Below are 24,147 nucleotides of genomic sequence, written 5' to 3'. Positions count from 1 at the left end.
CCACCGTGCGGCCGAGCCCGGCTCCACCGCGGAATCGGGCCCACCTCACGCTTACAGTATCGCAGACGGTAACAGCCGGGAACCCGTGAGGTATCCGGACGACTACCGAGAGCCATCGAAATCGACGAGACCAGCGGGATGTGAACACTCCCGGTCACCGCCGTCAACCGTCGAGAAACTCGGCCATGGCATCCAACAGCAGGTCCGCGAGGTACTCGGCGAAGGAACAGCGCACCATGATGCGGTAGCCGGGTTCGTGGTCCAGCTGCCACAGCACCACCACTACCCGCCCCAGCAGGGTCTGTGCGCAGTCACCGGGACCGAACGCACGTGGATGAAGATCGAGCGAGCACAGCTTCTCCAGCACCTCACGGGCCATCGGACCGGAAAGACGCAGCGTGGTGCGATTGGCCGAGACATCCACCACGGAGCCGGAACCGCCCTGTTGGGCGGTCCGGACGGTGCGCAGCAGACTCTCGGCGCGCCCGTCCGGTGCCACGATCAACGACTCGTCGGGGCCCAACCACAGCACGGCGTCGTGCTCGTCCCCGCTGACCCTGTTGGCCGCGGGCAGTGGCAGCCCCAACGCATCCGCCACCGAGGCGGCGGACGAACTGCCCGGGGAGGTCCGGAGATCGAGCTGCGTGAGGAACGGCTCCTCACGCAACCGGACTCCACGAGCACCGGATGCGCTACGACGTTCGAACTCCGCGGCACGGTGTTCCAGTGGACCGTGCCGCAGCGCCGTGGCGACCTCGGCCGCGGCGGTGTCGGTTTCAACCTTGTGCGGGACCGTCACGTCGGACTCCTTCCGGGTCGTAGAACACGGGACTGGTGATCTCCACCTCGACGTCACGACCGTCGACCGGCACGCACACCACGTCTCCGAAGCGTTGCTGTCCCCGGCTGATCAGACCGAGCGCGAAGGTTCGCTCGAGAGCGGCACTGTGATAGCTCGAGGTGACGTGTCCGAGCATCGGCACGGGAGGCTGCCTCGACACGTCGGGCTCCACCAGGTGGGAACCCTCCGGCAACAGGGTCGTGGTGTCGGTGGGCAACAGTCCGACCAGCTGTTTGCGATCCTCACGCACCAGGTCGGGACGACTCAGCGAACGCTTGCCGATGAAGTCCTTCTGCTTGGAGACTGCCCAGTCCATTCCCAGGTCCACCGGAGTGACCGTTCCGTCGGTGTCCTGCCCGACGATCACGAACCCCTTCTCGGCGCGCAGTACGTGCATCGTCTCGGTGCCGTAGGGGGTGATGCCCAGATCGGAGCCGGCTGTCATGGTGGCTTCCCAGAGCGCCTCTCCGTACCAACGGGGGACGTTGACCTCGAAGGCGAGCTCTCCCGAGAACGAGACCCGGGATATCCTGGCGGGAATCCCACCGGTGAGCGACGTCTCGTGGAACCGCATGAACCCGAAGGAGTCGGCCGAGACGTCGAGGTCCGGGGCGAGCCGCCCCACCACCGTGCGGGAGTCCGGGCCGACCACCGCGACGGCCGCCCACTGCTCGGTGACCGAGGTGCAGTAGACGTCCAGGTCGGGCCACTCGGTCTGCAACCACTCCTCGAGCCAGTCCAGCACCTTCGCCGCGCCACCTGTGGTGGTGCTCATCAGGTACCGGTCCTCGGCCAACCGCATCGAGACACCGTCGTCGAGCACCATCCCGTCCGCACCGCACATCATCCCGTACCTGGCCTTGCCGACCGCCAGCTTCGCGAATCCGTTGGTGTATATCCGGTCGAGGAACACCGGCGCGTCCGGCCCCACGATCTCGATGCGCCCGAGCGTGCTGACGTCCTGGACGGCGACTCCGGTGCGGGCCGCCGCGCACTCACGCAGCACGGCCGCGTGCATGTCCTCGGCACCGCGCGGGTAGTACCTGGCACGTTTCCACTGGCCCACGTCCTCGAAGACCGCGCCCGCCTCGACGTGCAGGTGGTGCATCGGTGTGGTGCGCACCGGATCGTAGAGCTCGCCCCGGGTGCGTCCGGCGAACAGCGCGAGCGGCACCGGCGTGTAGGGCGGGCGGAAAGTGGTGGTTCCCACCTCACCGGGGGAGTTCGCCGCCAGAATCTCCGCCAGAACCCCGACCGCGTTGACACCCGAACCCTTCCCCTGGTCCAGCCCGGTCGAGATGGTGGTGTAACGCTTGACGTGCTGCACCGAACGCATCCCGGTCTCGGTGGCGCGGTACATGTCGGCCACCGTGGCGTCGCGCTGCAGGTCCACGAAGTGTTCGGTGCAACGCTCCGGAGGGCGCGACTCGTCGGGAACCAGCCATACCGGCCGTGGCCTGCTGCCCTGTCGATCGCCGTCCACCTGCGGCACCGGCGGCGGGGCGGTGCGGAACCCGCTGAGTGTGGCGGCCTCTGCCCCCGCCGCGAATCCCTGCGCGAGGCATCCCGCGAGATCGTAGGTGCCTCGTGCCGAGCCCACCACTTTCGCGGAACGCCCACCGGTCGTCCGCGGTACGAACCCGGCCACCACGGGATCCCAACGCACCGCTCCCCCGCACTGGGCGAACAGCTGAACCGCCGGATTCCAGCCACCGCTGACCGCCAACAGGTCGCAGGAGAACTCGCTGCTCCAGCCCGTGAGTGAACCGTCGTCGTCGAGCCCGCGCACCCGCACACCGGATATGCGGTGCTGCCCAGTGGTGGCGACCACCGCTGCCGATGTCACCACGTGGGCACCGGCGGCACGGACCTGTTCGACCAACCGTGCGGACGGTTCGGGCCGGGTGTCCACGATGGCCGGAACACGGGCTCCCGCGCCGAGCAGGTCGAGCGCGGTGCTGTACGCGCTGTCCGAAGTGGTGAAGACGACGGCCTCTCGACCCGGCAGCACGGCATAGCGGTTGAGATAGGACCTGACCGCCGAGGCCAGCATCACGCCGGGGCGGTCGTTGTCGGCGAACACCACGGGACGTTCGTGTGCTCCGGTGGCTAGCACCACCTGCTTCGCCCTGACGTGCCAGAGGCGCTGCCGGCTCGTCGAGGGAGGCGGAACGGCCATGTGGTCCGTACGACTCTCGGCTACGAGCAGGTAATTGTGGTCGTAGTACCCGAGGGCCGCGGAGCGGGTCAGCACCCGGACCTGTTCGTTCTCCGCGAGTTCACGCGCGGCGCGCCCGATCCATTCGGTGGCCGGATGTCCGGCGATGTCGGCCCGGCCGTCCAGCAGCATGCCGCCGAGCTCGCGGTGCTGGTCGACGAGGATCACCCGAGCACCACCTCGCGCGGCAGCCAGACTCGCCGCTATCCCGGAGGGACCGGCTCCCACTACGACGACGTCGGTGTGCACGAACTTCTTGTCGTAACCCGCGGTGTCCCGCTGTTGGCTCAACCATCCGACGCCGGAAAGCGTCTCGGCACGCAGCCCTTCCCGGAGTTCGATCTCGGTGGTGGGCAGCATGGGTTCCGGACATGCGCCGTCGAGCAGCTGGACCAGCGCGTTGGGTTCGGTGCAGTCGGCACTGAGCACCCCCCGCGGGCGTCCCAGCTGGATAGAGGGAGCCACCTCGATGTCGCCTTGTGCCAGCATGGCCGAGGCCAACGTGTCTCCGGGCCTGCCGTGGACCGGACGTCCATCCACGGTGGCATTCAACGTGCGGGTGCGGTCGATGCGCCCCGCGCGGACCGAGGCGTTCACACGGTTGGGGTTCGACGGACTCGTCATGGTGTTACCGACCTTCGCGACGTCGTGGAATGTCCGGCCTCATCTCGTTGGTCGCGGTGTCGCGAACGAGCGAGAACCAGCGGCGACAGCCCGCCGTGTGCACCCAGCGCTCGTCGAACGAGCCCGCGGGGTTCGCGCGGACGAACAGGTACTCGCCCCACGCGGCGTCGTCGAGCTGGTGGGGATCGGCCGGGTAGTCGACATCGGCCTGTCCGCCGTAGCGGAACTCGGCCTCGTCGCGGTCACCGCACCACGGGCATCGGACGAGTAGCATCTACGACCTCCTGTGCGTCTCGTCGAGCAACGGAGCGGGAATCCACGGCAGAACTCGCTCGGGTGGCCGGCTCTCGTGTGGCCGGGTACCGGCGCGTGGGTCGGTGCCTCGCCTGGTTGGACCTGCTGGTGAGCAGCGCATTCGAAGTGCACCCCCGCTTCAGTGGGCAACGGCCGCCGCGCCGTGTTCGTCGATGAGGGCTCCGCTGGTGAACCGCTCCATGCCGTAGGGCTCGTTGAGCGGATGTGGCTCGCCGGTGGCGATGGTGTGGGCGAACACCCATCCCGCCCCAGGGGTCGCCTTGAAGCCGCCCGTACCCCAGCCACAGTTGACGAAGAGGTTCTCGTAGGGCGTGGGGCCGATGATCGGCGAGGCGTCCGGTGTCACGTCCACGGTGCCCGCCCAGGTACGCAGCAGATGCGCTCTGGCGAACACGGGGAACAGTTCCACGGCCGCCGCCAGCTGGTTCTCGATCACGTGCACCGAGCCTCGCTGCGCGTACCCGTTGTGGGTGTCCACGCCCGCGCCGAGCACGAGCTCGCCCTTGTGGGCCTGGCTGGTGTAGACGTGCACGTGGTTGGACATGACCACGCAGGGATGCACGGGTTCGAGGATCTCGGTGGCCATGGCCTGCAGCGGGTGACTCTGCAACGGCAGGCGGACACCGAGGGTGTCGGTGAGCAGCGTTGTCCTTCCCGCCGCGGCGAGTCCCACCCGCCCGGCTCCGATGTCACCGCTGTCGGTTCGTACCCCGGTCACTCGGTCCCCGTCGGTGACGAAGCCGGTGACCTCACGGTTCTGGATGAAGTCCACTCCCATCTCGTCGCACTTTCGTGCCAGCCCCCACGCGACGAGGTCGTGCTTGGCAATCCCCGCCCTGCGCTGGTAAGTGGCGCCGAGCACCGGATAGCGCAGATTCGACGTGTTGAGGATGGGGCAGACCTCGGAGATCTCGTCGGGGGTGAGCCACTCGGCGTCCACCCCGTTGAGCTCATTGGCGAACGCTCTCCTACGAGCGTCTCGGACCTCCTGCTCGGTGTGGGCGAGATTGAGCACGCCGCGCTGGCTGAAGTGGAACTCGTAGTCGAGCTCCTCGTGGAGCTCTTCCCAGAGCCGCAACGCGTGGTCGTAGAGGGCGGCACTCGCGTCGAGCAGGTAGTTCGAACGGATGATCGTGGTGTTTCGGGCCATGTTGCCGCCCGCGAGCCACCCGCGCTCGACAACGGCGATGTCGGTGAGGCCGTGGTTGCGCGCCAGGTAGTAGGCGGTGGCCAGTCCGTGCCCACCGGCTCCGACGATCACCACGTCGTAGTTGCGTTTCGGCTCCGGATTGCGCCAGAGCCGCTCCGGAGGAGCTGGGGTGTTGCCGTCAGCGACCAACGGTGGCTCCTTGCTGGCAGTTTGCTGGTTACCGGCGTAGGTCGGTGGCTCGGATCGGCTGCCGGGGGACTCGCGGCCGAACCGCGCGAAGAGCGCTGGGCGACCGATGACGATCATCGTTACATATGAGTGAACAACAACTGAAATGTCAGTCTGTGAGGTAGGCTACGAGTCGTGTCGGAAGCGGTCAATTCCCCATCGGGTGACAGTTCGCCACAACGGCTCCCCCAGGAGCGCCCCTCACAGGCCGAACGTGCCTACCTGACGCTGCGGGAAGAGATCCTGTCGCTGCGACTTGCCCCCGGATCCCCCGTGCGGGAAGAAGCACTGACCCGCGAACTGAACCTCGGACGCACCCCTTTCCGCGAAGCCGTGAAACGCCTCGCCGCCGAGTCCCTGGTGGCGATCTACCCCCGCAGGGGGACCTTCGTCACCGAGGTCAACATCACCGACCACGCCCTGATCGCCGACGTGCGTCGCAGGCTGGAGGGGCACGCGGCCAGAAGGGCGGCCGAACGGGCCACCGAGGCGGAGCGGAGTGAACTCGCGGCACTGGTGGAACTGGTCGAGCACGTCCCCGAGGAGCCGGAGACGGTCATGAGCGTGGATGCCCGGGTGCACCGCACGCTGTATCGCTGCACACACAACGGCTACCTGGAAAACACTCTCGGGCAGTACTACAACCTCGCACTGCGCATCTGGGGACTCTTCTTCGATCGATTGAGTGACGTCACGAGCCATGTCACCGAACACACCGAGTTACTGAAAGCCATCATCGACGCCGATGCGGACCGGGCCGACCGCGTCGCGGTCGACCATGTCGATCACTTCGAGAACTCGATTCGGCAAGTGCTGTAGCTACTTCCTCGCCCCGTGCGAGCGAAATCGCGGATTCCCCAGCGCAACGCCGCGATCTTGAGCCGGCAACTCACTCATTTGTCGCCCGAATGTGTGTCTTGACGCACGTAGAGCATCGGGCGCACTGTTGCGAGTGACGCAGATAGTTGTTCTAGACGCAACACCGGTTCCCGATATTCGGCAGGGGGCGGCAATGGCTTCGGTGCTCGATTCGAGTGCACGCATCGTGATAATCGGCGCTGGAATCGTCGGTTGCAGTACCGCCTACCACCTCGCCCGACGCGGGGTGACGGACGTACTCGTGGTCGAGCAGGGGCCACTCTTCGCCACCGGTGGCTCGTCCTCGCACGCGCCGGGACTCGTCTTCCAGACCAGCGGTTCGCAGACGATGACCCAGCTCGCGCGCTACACGGTGGAGCGGTTCACCGCAGCGAGCGTGGACGGCCGTCCCTGCTTCCACCAGGTGGGAGGAATCGAGGTCGCCACCTCGCAAGCACGGTGGGACGAGCTGCACCGCAAACACGGGCTCGCCACCGCCTGGGGCGTGGAAGGCACGCTGCTCACGCCGGAAGAGGTTCACGAGCGGATTCCGCAGGTGGATCCGAGCCGGATCCACGGCGGGTTCCACGTGCCCACCGACGGAATCGCCAAGCCGGTGCGCGCCGCCGAGTCCATGGCTCGGGAGGCACAGCGCCTCGGCGTCCGGTTCGCCGCGCACACCGCGGTTACCGGCTTCGACACGGCCGACGGCCGAGTGAACGCGGTGCACACCGACCGGGGAACGGTCACGGCCGAGCGGGTGCTGTGCTGCGCGGGCATCTGGGGGCCGCGGATCGGCGAGCTGGCGGGCGTGTCCATCCCGGTACAGCCGGTCGCCCATCAGTACGCGGTCACCGAGCCGGTCGAAGGACTGGTCTCCGGTGACGAGGAGGTCGAACAACCCATTCTGCGCCAGCAGGACAGCTCGCTGTACTTCCGACAGATCCACGACCGCTACGGAATCGGTTCCTACCAGCACCGGGTGATCCCCGTGTCCTGCGACGAGCTGACCCCGACCAAGGCCGCGGGAGACGGCGTCGAGGCACCTCCGGAGGGCGGTGGCTGGAAGGGCATGTCCTCGGTTCACCCGTTCACACCCGAGGACTTCGCCAAGCCGTTCGCGGAAGCGCGCGACTTGATCCCCGCGTTGCGGCGTAGCGAGGTTGCCGAGGGCATGAACGGGATCTTCCTGTTCACCGCCGACGGTGCTCCGGTGCTGGGGCCGACCCGCGAGGTGGACAACTTCTGGGTGGCCGAGGCGGTGTGGATCACGCACTCCGCCGGTGTGGGACTGGCGGTGGCCGAGTGGATGACCGAGGGCGAGCCCAGCATCGACCTGCGCTCGGCGGACGTGCGGCGGTTCGAGAACTTCGCGCACAGCGACAGCTACGTCTCCGAGCGCAGCGCGCAGACCTTCCGCGAGGTCTACGACATCATCCATCCCCAGCAGCCCCCCGAACACCCCAGGCCACTGCGCACCAGTCCGTTCTATCCGCGCCAGCAGGAACTCGGGGCGGTTTTCCTGGAGGCCAGCGGATGGGAACGGCCGCACTGGTTCGAGGCCAACGAGCCTCTCGTGGCCGAACGCGAGCCGGCCACTCCCGGCCGGTGGGCCAGTCGTTACTGGTCCCCGGTAATCGCGGCCGAGCACCAGGTCACCCGGGAACGGGTCGCCATGTACGACATGACCTCGCTGTGTCGCGCGGAGGTCAGCGGCCCCGGCGCGCTGGAGCTGCTACAGCGGTTGACGACCAATCAACTGGACCGTGCTCCCGGCTACGTGACCTACACGCTGATGCTCGATCACAGGGGTGGTATCCGCTCGGACGTCACCGTGGCGCGGCTTTCGGAGGACAGCTTCCAGGTCGGCTGCAACGGACAGCGGGACATCGCGTGGATGCGCGACCACGCGGACGAGTCGACAACGGTACGTGACATCACCGGTGGCACGTGCTGCATCGGCCTGTGGGGGCCGTACGCACGTGCGGTGCTGCAGTCGCTGACCGATACCGACGTCTCGCACGAGCAGTTCCGGTTCTTCCGGGCCAAACGGTTGTTCGTGCGGGAGGTTCCGGTGACGGCGCTGCGACTGTCCTACGTCGGTGAACTCGGGTGGGAGCTCTACACCACGGCCGACTTCGGGCTACGGCTCTGGGACCTGCTGGCCGGCGCGGGCGCCGAGTACGGCGTCATCGCGGGCGGCAGGGGTGCTTTCAGCAACATGAGGCTGGAGAAGGGATACCGGGCCTGGGGCGGTGACATGTGGAGCGTGCACACCCCCGACGAGGCGGGACTGGCCTTCGCCGTGAAGCCGGAGAAGGGTCGGTTCATCGGTCGTGACGCGCTGCTTCGCCGCCGCGAGTCCCCGATACGACGAAAGTTGTGCTGCCTGTCGATCGACGACGGCACGGTAGTGATGGGTTCCGAGCCGGTCTTCGTCGGTTCCCGGGACCGACAAGCCCACGGTTTCACCACGAGTACGGGCTACGGCCACAGCCTCGGCCTCAGCCTCGCCTACGCGTGGTTGCCCTCGGAACTGTCCGAAGCGGGCACCTCCGTCGAGGTGGCCTACTTCGGAGAACGGCATCCCGCCACGGTGATGTCCGATCCGGTGTTCGACCCCGAGATGAAACGAATGCGCTGCTGAGAGCGCATCGATCTCCATCCCCCCGACAACCGGGCCGTCGACCGCAGCGCGGTGGACGGCCCGGCGAAATCGCCCCATCAACCCCATAGGAGTCCCCCATGAGCATCAACCCGACACCCGCGATCCTGCAGTACCCCCGTCTCCGCAAGTCCCCCTTCTTCTACGCTTCGCGCAGGCACGGGGTGGGGATGTACAGCGTGTACAACCACACCTATCACGCCAGGCACTACGGTGACCCGGTAGCCGAGTACTGGCACCTGCTCAACGGTGTGACGCTGTGGGACGTCGGTGTCGAGCGTCAGGTGGAGATCACCGGCCCGGACGCCTTCGAGTTCACCAACATGCTGGTCCCCCGTGATCTGAACAAGTGCCGGGTCGGGCAGTGCAAGTACGTGTTCATCACCGCGGAGGACGGCGGCATCATCAACGATCCCGTGCTGCTGCGCCTCGGGGAGAACCACTTCTGGCTGTCGTTGGCCGACAGCGACGTGCTGCTGTGGGCCAAGGGGCTCGCCTACAGCCTGGGGATGAACGTTCAGATCCGCGAACCCGACGTGGGTCCGGTCCAGGTGCAGGGACCGAAGTCCCGCGACGTCATGGTGGACCTGTTCGGGGAGTCCATCCAGGAGATCCCGTACTACTACGCCGTCGACAGGCAGCTGGACGGCATGGACGTGATCGTCTCGCGTACCGGCTACACCGCCGAGCTCGGCTACGAGATCTACCTGCACAACGCCAGCCAGGACGGTGTGCGCCTCTGGGAGAAGATCTGGGAGGCCGGTCGACCCTACGACATGCGGGTGATCGGTCCCTGCCACATCCGGCGGATCGAGGCGGGCATCCTTTCCTGGGGCTGCGACATCACCTACGACACGAATCCGTTCGAGGTCGGTTACGGGTTCGAGGCGACCTGGATGGTCGATCTCAACCAGGAGGCGGACTTCATCGGGAAATCCGCGCTGACCCGGATCTACAACGAGGGGATCACCCGCAAGCTGGTGGGTGTGGCCATGGGTGGCCCCGAAGTGGGCAGCTTCAACGACGGTTCGATGATCGACACCTTCCCGGTGCGGGATCCCAACGGACTGCGTATCGGAGACGTCACCTCCGCCTGCCACTCGCCGAGGCTGGACCGCAACATCGGTTACGCGATGGTGCCGATCAGCTACCACGAGGTGGGAACGCCCCTGGTGGTGGAGACCCAGCACGGCCCGCAGGAGGCCGAGGTGGTGGAAAAGCCGTTCCTCGACCCGAAGAAGCAGATCCCCAAGCAGTTCGAACGGCAGGAAGAAGCGGCGGTGTCGAAATGACCACGAACGCGCAACAACAGCTACAGCGTTACCTCCGCAACGCCCGTTACGAGGTTCTGCCGCTGCGGGGGGTCGTCGAGCAGGTGCGGGAACTGCCCGCCGGAACCACGGTCACCGTGACGTCCTCCCCCGCCAAGGGGACCGAAGCCACTCTGGACACCGCGGCACGGCTGCACCACGAGGGCATGCACGTGATCCCCCACCTGGCGGCACGCCTGGTCCGGGACTCGGCTCATCTGAGCGATCTGCTCGCCCGGGTGAGCGACCTCGGTCTCACCGAGGTGTTCGTGATCGCCGGGGACGCCGAACGTCCGGCGGGCAGGTTCACCGACGCCCTGTCGTTACTGCGGGGCATGGAGGAGATCGGCACCAGGCCGCATCGGCTCGGGATAACCGGGTATCCGGAGCAGCACGCCTTCATCCCGGATCGTATGACCATCCAGGCCACCGACGAGAAGGCACGTTACGCCGACTACATCGTCTCGCAGATCTGCTACGACCCGAACACGATCGCCTCCTGGGTCAAGAGCATGCGAGCCAGGGGCGTCGAACTGCCGGTCTACATCGGCGCGCCGGGATCGATCGACCCGAGCAAGCTGCTGCGGATCTCGATGAAGATCGGGCTGGGCCAGTCCATGCGTTTCCTGCGGAAACAGCACGGCGTGGTGACCAAACTGCTGACCCGTTACACCCCGGAGAACGTGTTCGACGAGTTGTCGCCCTATCTCGTGGATCCGGCCTACAACATCGCGGGTTGGCACCTGTTCACCTTCAACGAGATCGGCAAGACCCGGCAATGGGCCATCGAGATGGCCGACCGGCTGCAGGAGGTGCCCGCATGAACATGCCGTCCGATCTGGACATATCGCGGTCCTCGCCACGCAAACCGCTGGAGGAGGTCGCCGCGGATCTGGGACTGGCTCCCCACCTGCTGGAGCCCTACGGCAGGGACGTCGCCAAGGTATCCCTGAGCGCCCTCGACGAGCTCGGTGAACAGAGTCGGGCCAAGTACGTTCTGGTGTCGGCCATCACACCGACTCCGCTCGGCGAGGGCAAGACCACCACCACGGTCGGGCTCGGCCAGGCACTGCACCACTTGGGAAAGCGATCGGCGATCGCGATCCGACAACCATCCATGGGGCCCACGTTCGGCATCAAGGGCGGCGCGGCGGGTGGTGGATACAGCCAGGTGGTGCCCATGGAGGCGCTGAACCTGCACCTGACCGGCGACATGCACGCCGTCACGGCCGCCAACAACATGCTGGCGGCGATGGTGGACAACCACCTCCACAAGGGCAACGAGCTCGGGCTGGATCCCCACCGGGTCACCTGGCGGCGAGTGGTCGACATCAACGACCGGGAGTTGCGCAACGTGGTGACCGGCCTGGGCGGCAGTGCCGACGGCACTCCGCACCAGACGGGTTTCGACATCACCGCGGCCAGCGAGGTGATGGCGGTGCTGGCACTGTCCAACTCGCTGCAGGACATGCGTGAACGGTTGGGGCGCGTCGTCGTGGGCTACACCCATCAGGGGCAGCCGGTCACGGCAGAGCAACTGGGTGCCGCCGGTGCGATGACGGTGATCATGCGGGAGGCGATCAAGCCCAACCTGATGCAGACCGTCGAGAACACCCCGGTGCTGGTGCACGCGGGTCCGTTCGGCAACATCGCGCACGGCAACTCCTCGATCGTGGCCGACCGCATCGCCAGCAGGTGCGCCGACTACGTGGTCACCGAGGCCGGTTTCGGTGCCGACATGGGAGCCGAACGGTTCTTCAACATCAAGTGCCGGGCATCCGGGTTGCGTCCGGACGCGGCGGTGCTGGTGGCCACCGTTCGGGCACTGAAGGCGCACTCCGGGCGGTTCCGCGTGGTGGCGGGCAAGGATCTTCCGAAGGAGATGCTCGACGAGAATCCGGAGGACGTGCTGGCGGGGGCCGACAACCTCCGCAAGCAGATCGACAACCTGCGCATGCACGGTGTTTCACCCGTGGTGGCCGTGAACGCGTTCCCCACCGACCACCCCAGTGAGCATCAGGCGATCCGTGAGGTGGCCGAGAACGCGGGGGCCCGCGTGGCCATCAGCACCCATTTCACCGACGGGGGCAAAGGGGCGGTGGAACTGGCCGAGGCCGTCAGTGAGGCCGCCGAGGAACCCAGCCGGTTCGAACTGCTCTACCCCGACTCCGCGGAGCTGCGCACCAAGATCGAGACAGTCGCAACCAGGGTCTACGGTGCCGACGGGGTTTCGTACACCCCCGCGGCGGAACGGGCGTTGCGCAGTTACACGGCCAACGGGTTCGATTCGCTGCCGGTGTGCATCGCCAAGACGCACCTGTCGCTGAGTTCCGATCCGAGTCTGTTGGGGGCTCCAACGGGATGGACGCTGCCGGTGCGTGAGATCCGGGCCTCGGTGGGTGCCGGATTCGTCTACCCCATCTGTGGTGACATCCGCACCATGCCGGGACTGAGTTCCCGACCCGCCGCGGAACGGATCGACATCGACGACCACGGCGAGGTCGTCGGACTGAGTTGAACGGGATCCACCGGTCCCCCGTCGAGTCGTCGCCGTTCCGGCGGCGACTCGACTCTCAGCCGCTCGAGTTTCGAGGGAATCCTAGCGTTCCAGCGAGGCGGGGTGCAGGTGTTCGACCCGATTGACCGCTTCGTCGAAGAACTGCGCGACGTGCGAGTCGTAGAGCGAGTACACCACCGCCCTGCCCGCACGGTCACCCTTGACCAACCAGAGGGACCGCAACACCCGCAGCTGGTGCGACACCGCGGACTGCCCCATTCCCACCGCTTCCGCCAGTTGATTCACCGACCGCGCTCCCTGCCGCAACTCGCTCAGAATCAGCAGGCGGGACGGGGTGGCCAGCGCCTGCAACGTCTCGGCGACAGTGGCGGCCGAGTTCTGATTCAGTCTTGCGATCGGAGTGGGAACGTCGCGGAGTCCGTGACCCATGCGGGCAGTCTATCGGGGGCTCGGGTGCACGATCGGCCAACGTGGTGGAATTCCCGAGCGCCGCACCCGGCGTCCCGATATCGCGGAATCCCCGGTCACGGCGGGTACACCTCGTCCGGTCCGTCCTGATACGTCACGGGCACGGGGAACCGGGACGAACGGGCGAAATCAAAACAGCGATCTCACTCACACCGCGACCGGTTCGCGCACCGAGGTGATCACTCGACTTCGAGCTCGATTTCGACGTTGCCGCGCACCGCGTTGGAGTACGGGCAGACCCCGTCGGCCGCTTCGGCGAGTTCGAGCGCCCGCTGCCGATCGAGCCCGGGAAGCCCGACACGCAGCGAGAGGCTCAGCCCGTATCCACCGTTGCCGTCCGGTCCCATTCCGACTCGCGCGGTGACGGTGGAGTCGTCCGCACTCACTCCGGCACGCCGGGCCACCACCCGCAGCGCACTGTGGAAGCAGGCCGCGTATCCGGCCGCGAAGAGCTGTTCCGGGTTGGTTGCCTCTCCACCCGGACCGCCGAGTTCCTTGGGCACGGACAGCTCGAGGTCGAGCACACCGTCCGAGGAGCGGGTACGCCCGTCCCGTCCTTCGCCGCTGGCCGTGGCCTCTGCCGTGTACAACGCCGTCATCGTCACTCTCCCAGTCACCGATCGGTTGGCGCGGATAAGGCCGCATGCCGCGACCACCCCCAAAAAATAGCGTAAAACTAAATTGCGCACAACCTAATTGGGTATGTCGCCCGCCCCGAACCTGGACGTGGAACGGGAGGACCGGGGTGCGGCCACCCCGGAACTCGATCAGTACTGGTCGAACCGGCCCACGTCCGTGACCCGGACCACCGCGACGCCCGCCTCGTCGGAGGCGGGCAGATCGATCTCGGCGCTGATCCCCCAGTCGTTGTTGCCCTCCGGATCACTGAAGACCTGGCGAACCAACCACCGCTGGGACTCCTCGGTGACCATGAACAGGCTCGGACCACGAGCGTCGGCGTCGGTACCGAGCTCGCCGTGTTCGGCGAAGTACTCGTCCAGCGCGGCCTGCCAGTCCTCGGCCGTCCAGCCTTCCTCCCCGTCGAGTTCGCCGAGTTCGTCGAACCGCTCCCGCGCCGCCAGCTCCACACGCCGGAACATGGCGTTGCGGACCTGCACCCGAAAGGCGCGTTTGTTGTCGGTGAGCTTGGCGGGCCCCTGATCGACGGGCTCGGCACCGGAGTCGTCCTCACCCGGATTGCGCAGTCGTTCCCACTCGTCGAGCAGGCTGGAGTCCACCTGCCGCACCAGCTCGCCGAGCCACTCGATGATGTCGCCGAGCTCCTCGCTCTTGGCATCGTCTGGCACGGTGTGCCGCAGCGCCTTGTAGACGTCCGCGAGGTAGCGCAGCACCAGCCCTTCCGAACGCGCCAACCCGTAGTGGTTGACGAACTCCACGAAGTTCATCGCCCGCTCGTACATGTCCCTGGCCACGGACTTGGGCGAGAGCTCGTGCTCGGAAACCCAGGGATGCCCCTGCCGATAGGTCTCGTAAGCGGCCTCGAGCATCTCGGCCAGCGGCTGCGGATGGGTGATGTCCTCGATCATCTCCATACGCTGCTCGTACTCGATGCCCTCGGCCTTCATCCGCGCGATGGCCTCACCGCGTTCCTTGGCCTGCTGCGCCCCCAGCACCTGACGTGGATCGTCCAGAGTGGCCTCGATGATCGACAGCACGTCGACCGCGTAGCTGGGTGAGGCCGGCTCGAGGAGTTCGATGGCGGCCAACGCGAACGGCGAGAGCGGCTGGTTGAGCGCGAAGTCGAACTGCAGATCCATGGTGACCCGGACCAGCCTGCCCTGCTCGTCCGGCTCGTCCAACTGCTCGACCACCCCTGCGGCCACGAGTGCACGGTAGATGGAGATGGCCCGCAACATGTGCTTGCGCTGGGCAGGACGGTCCTCGTGGTTGTCGGTGAGCAGCTCGCGCATCGCCGCGTAGGTGTCGCCGGGACGGCTGATCACGTTGAGCAGCATGGCGTGGGTGACGTTGAAGCTCGACGTCAACGGTTCCGGCTCGGCCTCGACCAGTTTGTCGAAGGTCTTCTGCCCCCAGGAGACGAATCCCTCGGGTGCCTTCTTCTTGACGACCTTGCGGCGTTTCTTGGGATCGTCGCCGGCCTTGGCCAGAGCGCGTTCGTTCTCGATGACGTGTTCGGGAGCCTGCACCACCACATAACCGTCGGTGTCGTAGCCCGCGCGGCCCGCCCTGCCCGCGACCTGGTGGAACTCCCTGGCCTTGAGGTGGCGGGTGCGGCTGCCGTCGAACTTGGTCAACCCGGTCAGCAGCACGGTTCGGATCGGGACGTTGATCCCCACTCCGAGCGTGTCGGTACCGCAGATGACCTTGAGCAGCCCCGCCTGTGCGAGTTGTTCGACCAGACGGCGGTAACGCGGCAACATACCCGCGTGGTGCACGCCGATGCCGTGCCGAATCAACCTGGACAGCGTCTTGCCGAATCCGGCGGTGAACCGGAAGTCGCCGAGTTTTTCGGCTATGGCGTCGCGTTCGGCACGGCTGGCCACGTTCATGCTGACCAACGCCTGCGCCTGCTCCACGGCGGAAGCCTGGTTGAAGTAGACCACGTAGATCGGGGCCTGCCTGCCGTTGAGGAGCTCCTCGATGGTCTCGTGCAACGGGGTCATCGCGTACCGGAAGGTCAGTGGCACCGGACGCTCGGCGGAACTGACGACGGCGGTCTCACGACCGGTCCGACGCGTGAGGTCCTTCTTGAAACCGGTGACGTCACCGAGGGTCGCCGACATCAGCACGAACTGTGCCTGTGGCAGCTCCAGCATCGGCACCTGCCACGCCCAACCACGCTGGGGTTCGGCGTAGAAGTGGAACTCGTCCATGACCACCTGGCCGACCTCGGCGCGTTCACCGTCGCGCAGCGCGATGTTGGCCAGGATCTCGGCGGTGCAGCAGATGATCGGTGCGTCCGGGTTGACACTGCTGTCACCGGTCAGCATCCCGACGTTGTCGGCACCGAACTGGTCCACCAGCGAGAAGAACTTCTCCGATACCAGCGCCTTGATCGGGGCGGTGTAGAAACTGCGCTGCTTGTTCGCCAGGGCCGTGAAGTGCGCACCGACCGCGATCAGGCTCTTCCCCGAACCCGTCGGGGTGCTGACGATCACGTTGGATCCGGAAACGACCTCCAGCAACGCCTCTTCCTGGGCGGGATAGAGCTCGAACCCCTGTTCGGTGGTCCAGCTGGTGAACCCGTCGAGCAGGGTTTCCGGATCGGTGTCGGGAGTCGGGGGAAGCTGGTCGGTAAGCATCATCTCGGATTCCATCTTCCCGGTTCAGCTCCCGGGGACACATGTGGGGTCGAACACCGTGCCCGGAAGTCGTTCGCTCCCCTCCTCGGTGTTACTGCTCCGCACGGGAAAAAGTTCACTGTTAGCTGTACTAATGCATCGGTGCTGCCATGTGAAACCAGCGAGGAAGCGCTGCCACGCCCGGGTCGGACGTGGGCCGATCCGGGTCGCTGCCGTGTCCCGACGGCATTGCCGACGGGAACCCACCAACCAGGCCTGCCGGCCGAACACCTCGGGCCGAGCCGCTCCAAGGTTTCCAACCACCCGATCTGCCTACGGGGGCGCGGACTGGTGGTGGCCACCATCTCCTACAACGTGGCCGAGGCCGTGGGGCCGGCCACCAGCCGGGCAGAAGATCCCGGCACACGCACCGAGCCTCGGGAGCGGATCGACCTACTTCCCGCTTCGGTCGGTTCCAGGGATGCCACCGGCCGAGCGCGGTACAACGCCTTTCGGGGGCGCTCCCGATCCAAGACTTCGCTTTTGCCTCTCCTGCGCAGTACCTCCGGAAAGCTGCGGCCAATCGATCCAGAAAAGGATGTGACCTTGACAACACAACAACAACGGGCAAAATCAGTCAGCAACAAAAATCAGAACGGAGGACAACGGGCATGTACGGGGCGGAGCGTCGGCAGGTGCTGTTGCAGCGGGCACGCCACGACGGTCGTATCGACGTCGCGGAGGCCTCCGCGGAGCTCGAGGTAGCACCGGAGACCATTCGGCGCGATCTCGGCACCTTGGAGCGCCAGGGACTGCTGCGCCGCGTCTACGGTGGGGCGATCCCGCAGGAACGGCTCGACTTCGAACCCGGTGTCTCCCAGCGCGACCAGACAGCCGCCGCGGAGAAGGACCGCGTGGCCCGTGCCGCGCTGGAGGTGGTGCCGGCGAGGGGAACGCTGCTGTTGGACGCGGGAACCACGACGAGCCGAGTCGCGGGCCTGCTACCCACCGAGCACGAACTGACGGTGGTCACCAACTCCCTTCCGGTGGCCAACCAGTTGGCCAACCGGGGCAACCTCGACGTGCACCTGCTCGGCGGTCGAGTGCGAGGCACGACGCTGGCCGCGGTCGAGTCCTGGGCACTGAGCGTGCTGGACGGTCTGACCGTCGATGTCGGTCTGCTAGGCACGAACGGTTTCTCGGCCGAACGGGGCTGTACCACCCCGGACAGCGCGGAAAGCGCGGTGAAATCGGCGATGGTGCGGTCCTGCCGTGAACGAGTCCTGCTGGCCGACAACACCAAGTACGGCCGCGACCATTTCAGCCGTTTCGCCGAGATATCCGATCTCGACGTGCTGATCACCAACAGTGGTTTGCACGAGGCGGCGGTCTCCGAGCTGCGTGAGTGCGGAACGGAGGTGGTACTGACATGATCGTCACCGTCACCCCGAACCCCAGTCTGGATCGCAGCGTGCTGCTCGATCGTCTCGCTCGGGGGGAGGTGCACCGCGCCGGTGGAGTACACGTGGACCCCGGCGGCAAAGGAGTCAACGTCGCCCGCGTGTTGACCGCGGCCGAGCACAGCGCGGTGGCAGTACTGCCGACCGGAGGGGTCGAGGGAAGCAGTCTCGCCGAGCTGCTCGCACCGGAGGCCGTCTCCGTCGTCGAGGTGCCCGTGGAGGCGGCCACCCGCAGCAACCTCACCCTGGTGGAGGCCGACGGGACCACTACCAAGATCAACGAACCCGGAAACGCGTTGACCACCGGCGAGCTGGAAGCGTTGCGCACCCGGTTGGGTGAGGTGGCCACGCGAGCGCGATGGGTGGTGGCGAGCGGGAGCCTGCCGCACGGTTGCCCCGACGACTACTACGCCGGTCTGGTACGCACCGCCCGCGCGGCCGGCGCGAAGGTCGCGGTGGACTCCTCGGGTGCCGCGTTGGCCGAGGCGTGCGTGGCAGGTCCCGATCTGCTCGCACCCAACTTGGCGGAGCTGACCGAACTCACCGGCCACCGGCCCGAGAACCTCGCCGAAGTGGCCGCCACCGCACGAGCGGTTCGCTCCGAGGGAACCGGCTCCGTGCTGGTCACCCTCGGTGAGCACGGCGCGCTGCTCGTCGGGGACGAATCGGCCTGGTTCGGCACGAGCAACGCCCGAAGGGTGCGCAGCACGGTCGGCGCGGGCGATGCCGCGCTGGCCGGGTATCTACTCGCGGGCGGAGACGGACCGGAAGCCCTGCGCTCCGCCGTGGCTTACGGCTCGGCAGCCGTGGAACTGCCGGGGAGCCGAATGCCCACGCCGAAAGACCTGCGGATCGAACAGGTGCGGATCACCGAAATCGACGAATCGGGTCGGCTCGACCCCCATGTCGCCGTAACGGAGTCGAAGAATGAGCAGTGAACTGATCACCACCGAACTGGTCGATTTGGACCTGCCCGACGCGGATCGGCGCGCCGCGGTCCGCTCGTTGGCCAACCGGCTGGTCGACGCCGAACGTGTCACCGACATCGAACGTTTCCTCGAGGATGTCGAGACCCGCGAACAACAGATGGCCACCGGCATGCGGGGCGGCATCGGCATCCCGCACTGCCGCTCGGCCGCCGTGACCGCTCCGAGCCTGGCGTTCGGGCGCAGCACATCGGGGATCGATTTCGGCGCCGAGGACGGTCCGGCGAATCTGATCTTTCTGATAGCCGCGCCGGAAGGCGGGGATTCGGACCACCTGGCGGTGCTGGCCTCGCTGGCACGTCGACTGATGCGGGAAGAATTCAAACGAACCCTGCTCGACGCGGACGAGCCGGCCGTGGTCGCTTCCTACGTGCGTGAGGAGGTCAAACCTTGAAGTTCGTCGCCGTGACCGCGTGCCCCACCGGCATAGCGCACACCTACATGGCTGCCGAGGCGCTGGAACAGGCCGCCCGTAACCGGGGTGACGAGCTCAGCGTCGAGACGCAGGGAGCGGCCGGCTCCGATCCGTTGTCCGAACAGGACATAAATGCGGCCGACGCCGTGATCCTCGCTGCCGACGTCGGGGTAACCGACCGAGACAGGTTCGCGGGCAAGCCCGTAGTCGAGGCGAGTGTGAAGCAGGCCGTCGACAGCGCCGCTTCCCTGCTGGAACGCGCGGCGACGGCCGAGCCGATGCGGGTCGGCTCAGGCTCGGAAGGCCCGAGCTCGGAACCGGCCACCAAGGTCACCGCGAACGCCTCGGCGGCCGTACGGCTTCGCCAGTGGTTGATGACCGGGGTCAGTTACGTGATCCCGTTCGTCGCCGCCGGTGGACTGTTGATCGCGCTGAGCTTCGCGTTGGGCGGTTACCAGATCACCGAAGCACCGGATGTCACCGAGCGGTTCGATCCGGCGAGTCTGACCAGTTGGGCCGCGTTGGCGAACCAGATCGGCACGGCTGCTTTCGAGTTCCTCGTCCCGGTGCTCGCCGGTTTCATCGCGTTCGCGATGGCCGAACGCCCCGCACTGGTTCCCGGTTTCGTGGGCGGCGCAGCGGCCGTCGCGGTCGGAGCGGGGTTCCTCGGCGGCCTGATCGCGGGGCTGCTGGCGGGTGGAGTCGTCCTCGGGCTGCGCCGGGTCAGAGTCCCCTCGGCCGTCGCGGGCATCATGCCGGTGGTCGTGATCCCCCTGTTCGGCTCGATGGTGGTCGGCACCCTGATGTTCGTGGTGCTGGGCAAACCCATCGCTGCCGCGATGACCGCTCTCACGGCGTGGCTCAACGGGCTCAGCGGCGCGAACGCGATGCTGCTGGGCGCGGTGCTCGGCGGAATGATCGCTTTCGACCTCGGGGGCCCCGTCAACAAGGTCGCCTACACCTTCGCTGTCGGAGGGCTGACCACCGGCAGCGAGACGGCGCTGGAGATCATGGCCGCCGTGATGGCCGCGGGAATGGTGCCACCGTTGGCGATGGCGCTGGCCGCGACCGTTCACGCCAGGTCGTTCTCCCCCGGCGAGCGGGAGAGCTCACGTCCCGCCTGGCTACTGGGAGCCTCGTTCATCACCGAAGGGGCGATTCCGTTCGCCGCTTCGGACCCGTTCCGGGTTATCCCGTCGATGATCCTCGGCTCGGCGAGCGCGGGTGCGCTGTCCATGCTGTTCGGGGCGACGCTGCGTGCCCCGCACGGTGGACTGTTCGTGCTGCCGCTGGTCGGAAGTCCGTTGCTGTACTTGCTCGCGATCTTGACGGGGGTGCTGGTGGCCGCAGCCGTCGTGCTCGCCACCAAGTCGTTCGTCGGCCGCGGGCCCGCCGCGGCGGAACAGATCTCGGAGACCGAAAGGGCCGTTGCCGCCTGAAGCCGGCGGTGAAACGGACCCGGCGGGAGCGTCGGTTCAGCGCTGGTCGGAGCGACCGGACGACCAAATATCATAGGGAGAGGAGCACAGGAATGCACCAGCGTCGCGTGACGATCGTCTCGAAGGTCGGCTTACACGCCCGTCCCGCGGGACTGCTGGCGACGAACGCGGCCGCACAACCGCTGCCGGTGACCATCGCCAAGGTCACCGACGGCACTCCGGGCAGACCGGTGGATGCCGCGAGCGTGCTGGAACTCATGACGCTCGGGGCCGAGCACGGCGACGAGGTCGAACTGGCGGCCGAGGGCGACGGTGCCGAAACGGTGCTCGACGAACTGGTGGAACTGCTGACCCGCGACCTCGACGGGGAGCCCACCACCTGACAGAACTGCGTCGACTCGGTCCTTCCCGCACGCGCTCGGCGGGGCCTCCCGCGAGCTCTCGCCCGGGGAAGCCCCGACATCGCACACTCTCCCGAGAGGAGACCGAATCGCCGGTTGACCACCCACGTCTTCCCCGACCATCCGCGTCTGCGCTCGAAACGGGCTCGTCACCCACGACAGCCGCATCCCGGCACCGGCGGGAAGGTAGCGGGGTCCAATACATCAGCCAAGCGGTCTGTAGGACGGAAGGTTACCCACCGCCGCGGAACGAGCTGGTATACCGCTATCCCGATGAACCGGACACGGTGCGACCGAACCGGGCCGGACGCTGGACACGCCTCCCACTACTTCGGGCGGTCGACGCCGTCACCGGGCCCTGGCGTGTTCGTGCTCGTGCTCGCAAGAGTTCAACGGCCAGGTGACAGGTGCCGCGTCCGGCACGGTTATCGGTGTGCGGGGGCGAAGCTGTCGGCGTGGTCGTGTGCGAAGTCGGCGAGGCCTCGGGGCTCGTGGCCCACGACGTTCCGGAAATCGCTAGTCGTGAAGTCGCCCCAGCCGGTCGCGTAGGCCTGCCCGTACTCGATGAGCATCTCGGTCATCCATTCCGGCACGCCGATGTCGAGCAGAGTCTTGCGCTCGATTTCGTCGGCCGTCGGCACGTAGCGGATCTCCCGTCCGAGCGTTCGACCGAGCTGTTCGGCCACCTCCGTGAAGGAGAGCGACCGCGGTCCGGTCGGGGTGTAGGTCTTGCCGTGATGGCGCTCCGGTTCCGTGGTGAGCACCCGCGCGGCGAACTCGGCGATGTCGCGCACGTCGATCATCCCCAGCCGTCCCTGTCCCATGTTGAGCGAGAACGTTCCCTCGGCCGCGATATCACCCGCCTCGTTGAGCAGATTCTGCATGAACCAGTGGGGGCGCAGGATCGTCCAGTACATGCCGGACCGTTCGGTCTCGCGATCGGACAGTGCGTGCAACCGTCCACTGCGGGTCGGTGCGTCATGGGCCGCACCGACCGCCGACAGGCGAACCACCCGTTCCACGCCCGCTCGACGTGCGGCCCAGACGGCGTTCATGTTGTTCTCGGGCGCCCGGGGACTGTTCGGAGTCAGCAGCCACAGGTCCTGCACGCCCTCGAAGGCCGAGGGCAGCGACCGGGCGTCGTCGAGGTCGCCGACAACGGCCCGTACGCCCCGTGCCTCGAACCGCTCGGCCTTCGCCTTGTCACGGACCAACGCCCGTGGTTCGAGATCGGAATCCCGCAGGGCCTGCAACAGGGCACTGGACACAGTTCCGGTGGCTCCGGTGATCAACAGGGTTCGACTCAACGTTTTCTTCCTTTCCCGAGAATGATTTCGTGTCGTTTTGGGCCGCCACTACCGGTGGGCTGTCGCCGCAGGTGCGGGTCGGGAACCTTCGGACTCCTCCACCACGGCGGCTTGCGGTGCCGGTTCTCCCGACGGGGACGGCGATTTCGATCGGTTCGACTTGCCGAAGGCGGGCGGACTGAGCTGTGCTGCCGCGATCGAGAGCAGGGCGAGCACGAAACCGATGGTCTGGACGGCGGTCAGGGTTTCGTTCAGGACCAACCACCCCAGGATCGTGGCCACGGCCGGGGAGAGCAGCCCGAGGAATGACACGGCCGCGACGGGCAGCCGAGCCACCCCCTGAAACCACAGCATGTAGGCCAGCAGGGTGCCGACACCGCCGAGCCAGAGGTATCCGGCGACCGCGGAAAGATCGAGTGGTGGGGGCATCCCCTCGAAAGCCAGAGCCAGCGGCGCGAGCAGGAGACCACCCGCGGTCAACTGCCAGCCGGTGAACGTCAACAGGCTCACTCCCTCGGGACGGCCCCACCGCTTGGTCAGCACAACCCCGGCCGACATCGCCCCGGCACCGGCGAGTCCTGCCACGAGCCCGATCGGATCGAAGCCGAGCTCGCCCTGAAGCACCATCATGGCCACCCCGACCACTCCGGCCACTCCCCAGCCCAGCCGCCAACGCGTCGGCCGCTCCCCGAGCAACCCGAACGCCAACCCCGCCACCAACAACGGCTGCACCGCGCTGAGGGTGGCCGCGACACCCCCGGGCAATCGGTAAGCGGCGACGAACAACAGCGCGAAGAAGGCTCCGATGTTGAGAGTGCCCAACAAAGCCGCACGCCACCACCAGCTTCCCCGCGGCAGTGTCCGGGTCATCGCGAGCACGATCAGCCCAGCGGGCAGCGCCCGGATCGCACCGGAAAGTATCGGGCGGTCCGGCGGTAGGAACTCGGTGGTCACCAGGTAAGTGGTGCCCCACGTCGCCGGTGCCAGCGCGGCGAGACCGGTCAGACTCCAGGTTCGTGCCGGGGATCCGCCCGCGGCGGAACTTCCGGCTGCAGAGATCCAGGTCATCATTTCACCTCAACGTTAAACTAATCAACGTTCAATAGAGTAACTCGTCTGATAGTATGGGTCAAATACTTCAACATTAAGGAGATCAGTGAGGGACAGCGTGGACCGACTGCTGGAACAGTGGAGTACCGAACGACCGGACATCGATCCCGCACCGATGGGCGTGGTGGGACGCGTCAAGCGAGCTTCCCAACTGCTCGAACGCACCCTGCGCGAGAACTACGCCGCCCACGACCTGCAATCCTGGGAATTCGACATCCTGGCCACACTCCGCCGCTCCGGCTCCCCGTATCAACTGACCGCGAGCGCCCTCGTCGAAGCCTCCATGGTCACCTCCGGAGCCATCACCAACCGCATCGACCGGCTGGCGGCCAAGGAACTGGTGACCCGCGAAACGGACCCCGGTAACCGGCGCAGCGTGCTGATCACACTCACCGAACACGGTTACCGAGTTGTGGACGCGGCAGTGGGCGACCACGTCGAGCACGAGACACGAGCGCTAGCCGGACTCGATCCGCACGAGCAGGGAGACCTCACCGAACTGCTGCGCAAACTCCTCATCAGCCTCGGCGACACCGCCCCGAACGAGACGGGCCACTGAGGTCGCACCGAC

At 66.9% G+C, this 24,147-nt stretch carries 20 protein-coding genes; 11 read left to right on the top strand and 9 right to left on the bottom strand.

The genetic code is table 11. The annotated features are described in order from the left end of the window. Positions 1-163: 163 nt before the first annotated feature. The 4 genes from BLR41_RS08430 to BLR41_RS08415 all read right to left on the bottom strand — a co-directional run bounded on the left by BLR41_RS08430 (position 164) and on the right by BLR41_RS08415 (position 5,337). Positions 164-799, bottom strand: coding sequence for a sarcosine oxidase subunit gamma (locus tag BLR41_RS08430; protein ID WP_092627429.1), 636 nt, complete (start codon positions 797-799; stop codon positions 164-166). Beyond that, on the bottom strand, positions 777-3,683 hold the full coding sequence (locus BLR41_RS08425) for a 2Fe-2S iron-sulfur cluster-binding protein (protein WP_092627428.1): 2,907 nt from the start codon (positions 3,681-3,683) through the stop codon (positions 777-779). The genes BLR41_RS08430 and BLR41_RS08425 overlap by 23 nt, the downstream gene beginning before the upstream one ends. Positions 3,684-3,687: 4 nt before the next feature. Beyond that, on the bottom strand, positions 3,688-3,957 hold the full coding sequence (locus BLR41_RS08420) for a sarcosine oxidase subunit delta (RefSeq protein ID WP_092627427.1): 270 nt from the start codon (positions 3,955-3,957) through the stop codon (positions 3,688-3,690). 159 nt (positions 3,958-4,116) lie between these two features. Continuing rightward, positions 4,117-5,337, bottom strand: coding sequence for a sarcosine oxidase subunit beta family protein (locus BLR41_RS08415; protein ID WP_092627586.1), 1,221 nt, complete (start codon positions 5,335-5,337; stop codon positions 4,117-4,119). A gap of 174 nt (positions 5,338-5,511) precedes the next feature. On the opposite strand from BLR41_RS08415, the gene BLR41_RS08410 reads away from it, so the two are divergent. The 5 genes from BLR41_RS08410 to BLR41_RS08390 all read left to right on the top strand — a co-directional run bounded on the left by BLR41_RS08410 (position 5,512) and on the right by BLR41_RS08390 (position 12,727). After that, the gene (locus BLR41_RS08410; protein WP_092627426.1) at positions 5,512-6,195 is read left to right on the top strand and encodes a GntR family transcriptional regulator; all 684 of its coding nucleotides are present in this window, start codon (positions 5,512-5,514) and stop codon (positions 6,193-6,195) included. Between the two features lie 193 nt (positions 6,196-6,388). Next, positions 6,389-8,881, top strand: a complete 2,493-nt coding sequence (locus BLR41_RS08405; RefSeq protein WP_092627425.1) for a GcvT family protein — start codon at positions 6,389-6,391, stop codon at positions 8,879-8,881. A 98-nt stretch (positions 8,882-8,979) separates the two neighbouring features. Next, on the top strand, positions 8,980-10,191 hold the full coding sequence (locus BLR41_RS08400) for a glycine cleavage T C-terminal barrel domain-containing protein (RefSeq protein ID WP_092627424.1): 1,212 nt from the start codon (positions 8,980-8,982) through the stop codon (positions 10,189-10,191). Continuing rightward, positions 10,188-11,033 carry a methylenetetrahydrofolate reductase gene (locus BLR41_RS08395; RefSeq protein WP_092627423.1) on the top strand — a complete coding sequence of 282 codons (846 nt, stop codon included), beginning with the start codon at positions 10,188-10,190 and terminating at the stop codon, positions 11,031-11,033. Before BLR41_RS08400 ends, BLR41_RS08395 begins: the two co-directional genes overlap by 4 nt. After that, positions 11,030-12,727: a formate--tetrahydrofolate ligase gene (locus tag BLR41_RS08390; RefSeq protein ID WP_092627422.1), complete on the top strand. Its 1,698-nt coding sequence runs from the start codon at positions 11,030-11,032 to the stop codon at positions 12,725-12,727. The genes BLR41_RS08395 and BLR41_RS08390 overlap by 4 nt, the downstream gene beginning before the upstream one ends. An 81-nt stretch (positions 12,728-12,808) precedes the next feature. Here the strand turns inward: BLR41_RS08390 and BLR41_RS08385 are convergent, their stop codons facing one another. The 3 genes from BLR41_RS08385 to BLR41_RS08375 all read right to left on the bottom strand — a co-directional run bounded on the left by BLR41_RS08385 (position 12,809) and on the right by BLR41_RS08375 (position 16,482). Further along, positions 12,809-13,156 (bottom strand): ArsR/SmtB family transcription factor, encoded by a 348-nt coding sequence (locus BLR41_RS08385; protein WP_092627421.1) that lies wholly within the window; start codon positions 13,154-13,156, stop codon positions 12,809-12,811. Positions 13,157-13,374: 218 nt separating this feature from the next. Beyond that, a complete protein-coding gene (locus BLR41_RS08380; protein ID WP_092627420.1) occupies positions 13,375-13,794 on the bottom strand; it encodes an organic hydroperoxide resistance protein in 420 nt (139 codons plus the stop codon). A gap of 168 nt (positions 13,795-13,962) precedes the next feature. Continuing rightward, complete coding sequence (locus tag BLR41_RS08375) at positions 13,963-16,482, bottom strand: DEAD/DEAH box helicase (protein WP_092627585.1); 2,520 nt, start codon at positions 16,480-16,482, stop codon at positions 13,963-13,965. 647 nt (positions 16,483-17,129) lie between these two features. On the opposite strand from BLR41_RS08375, the gene BLR41_RS08365 reads away from it, so the two are divergent. The 5 genes from BLR41_RS08365 (at position 17,130) to BLR41_RS08345 (ending at position 21,141) form a co-directional block, all read left to right on the top strand. Further along, entirely contained in the window at positions 17,130-17,891 is a 762-nt protein-coding gene (locus BLR41_RS08365) for a DeoR/GlpR family DNA-binding transcription regulator (RefSeq protein ID WP_092627419.1), read from the top strand. After that, positions 17,888-18,856 (top strand): 1-phosphofructokinase, encoded by a 969-nt coding sequence (pfkB, locus tag BLR41_RS08360; protein ID WP_092627418.1) that lies wholly within the window; start codon positions 17,888-17,890, stop codon positions 18,854-18,856. The genes BLR41_RS08365 and pfkB overlap by 4 nt, the downstream gene beginning before the upstream one ends. Beyond that, positions 18,846-19,298, top strand: a complete 453-nt coding sequence (locus BLR41_RS08355) for a PTS sugar transporter subunit IIA (RefSeq protein WP_092627417.1) — start codon at positions 18,846-18,848, stop codon at positions 19,296-19,298. The genes pfkB and BLR41_RS08355 overlap by 11 nt, the downstream gene beginning before the upstream one ends. Next, positions 19,295-20,758 (top strand): PTS fructose transporter subunit IIC, encoded by a 1,464-nt coding sequence (locus tag BLR41_RS08350; RefSeq protein WP_092627416.1) that lies wholly within the window; start codon positions 19,295-19,297, stop codon positions 20,756-20,758. The genes BLR41_RS08355 and BLR41_RS08350 overlap by 4 nt, the downstream gene beginning before the upstream one ends. A 92-nt stretch (positions 20,759-20,850) precedes the next feature. Then, complete coding sequence (locus tag BLR41_RS08345) at positions 20,851-21,141, top strand: HPr family phosphocarrier protein (RefSeq protein WP_092627415.1); 291 nt, start codon at positions 20,851-20,853, stop codon at positions 21,139-21,141. A gap of 443 nt (positions 21,142-21,584) precedes the next feature. Here the strand turns inward: BLR41_RS08345 and BLR41_RS08340 are convergent, their stop codons facing one another. Further along, positions 21,585-22,466, bottom strand: a complete 882-nt coding sequence (locus BLR41_RS08340; protein ID WP_092627414.1) for an SDR family oxidoreductase — start codon at positions 22,464-22,466, stop codon at positions 21,585-21,587. Between the two features lie 48 nt (positions 22,467-22,514). Beyond that, the gene (locus BLR41_RS08335) at positions 22,515-23,534 is read right to left on the bottom strand and encodes an EamA family transporter (RefSeq protein ID WP_092627584.1); all 1,020 of its coding nucleotides are present in this window, start codon (positions 23,532-23,534) and stop codon (positions 22,515-22,517) included. Positions 23,535-23,622: 88 nt separating this feature from the next. Here BLR41_RS08335 and BLR41_RS08330 point away from each other — a divergent pair, with 88 nt between their 5' ends. Continuing rightward, the gene (locus BLR41_RS08330) at positions 23,623-24,135 is read left to right on the top strand and encodes a MarR family winged helix-turn-helix transcriptional regulator (RefSeq protein WP_092627413.1); all 513 of its coding nucleotides are present in this window, start codon (positions 23,623-23,625) and stop codon (positions 24,133-24,135) included. Positions 24,136-24,147: the final 12 nt, after the last annotated feature.

The sequence above is a fragment of the Actinopolyspora mzabensis genome (genome assembly GCF_900101095.1).
Lineage (GTDB): Bacteria > Actinomycetota > Actinomycetes > Mycobacteriales > Pseudonocardiaceae > Actinopolyspora > Actinopolyspora mzabensis.
The sequence above is the reverse complement of the archived record's forward strand: the minus strand, read 5'-3'. Positions and strand labels throughout refer to the sequence as shown.

Bases quoted from the DNA above. Each gene is read 5' to 3' on its own strand.
- BLR41_RS08425 (WP_092627428.1), bottom strand. From the start codon at position 3,683: ATGACGAGTCCGTCGAACCCCAACCGTGTGAACGCCTCGGTCCGCGCG.
- BLR41_RS08420 (WP_092627427.1), bottom strand. From the start codon at position 3,957: ATGCTACTCGTCCGATGCCCGTGGTGCGGTGACCGCGACGAGGCCGAG.
- BLR41_RS08405 (WP_092627425.1), top strand. From the start codon at position 6,389: ATGGCTTCGGTGCTCGATTCGAGTGCACGCATCGTGATAATCGGCGCT.
- BLR41_RS08400 (WP_092627424.1), top strand. From the start codon at position 8,980: ATGAGCATCAACCCGACACCCGCGATCCTGCAGTACCCCCGTCTCCGC.
- BLR41_RS08395 (WP_092627423.1), top strand. From the start codon at position 10,188: ATGACCACGAACGCGCAACAACAGCTACAGCGTTACCTCCGCAACGCC.
- BLR41_RS08390 (WP_092627422.1), top strand. From the start codon at position 11,030: ATGAACATGCCGTCCGATCTGGACATATCGCGGTCCTCGCCACGCAAA.
- BLR41_RS08385 (WP_092627421.1), bottom strand. From the start codon at position 13,156: ATGGGTCACGGACTCCGCGACGTTCCCACTCCGATCGCAAGACTGAAT.
- BLR41_RS08380 (WP_092627420.1), bottom strand. From the start codon at position 13,794: ATGACGGCGTTGTACACGGCAGAGGCCACGGCCAGCGGCGAAGGACGG.
- BLR41_RS08375 (WP_092627585.1), bottom strand. From the start codon at position 16,482: ATGATGCTTACCGACCAGCTTCCCCCGACTCCCGACACCGATCCGGAA.
- BLR41_RS08365 (WP_092627419.1), top strand. From the start codon at position 17,130: ATGTACGGGGCGGAGCGTCGGCAGGTGCTGTTGCAGCGGGCACGCCAC.
- pfkB (WP_092627418.1), top strand. From the start codon at position 17,888: ATGATCGTCACCGTCACCCCGAACCCCAGTCTGGATCGCAGCGTGCTG.
- BLR41_RS08355 (WP_092627417.1), top strand. From the start codon at position 18,846: ATGAGCAGTGAACTGATCACCACCGAACTGGTCGATTTGGACCTGCCC.
- BLR41_RS08345 (WP_092627415.1), top strand. From the start codon at position 20,851: ATGCACCAGCGTCGCGTGACGATCGTCTCGAAGGTCGGCTTACACGCC.
- BLR41_RS08335 (WP_092627584.1), bottom strand. From the start codon at position 23,534: ATGACCTGGATCTCTGCAGCCGGAAGTTCCGCCGCGGGCGGATCCCCG.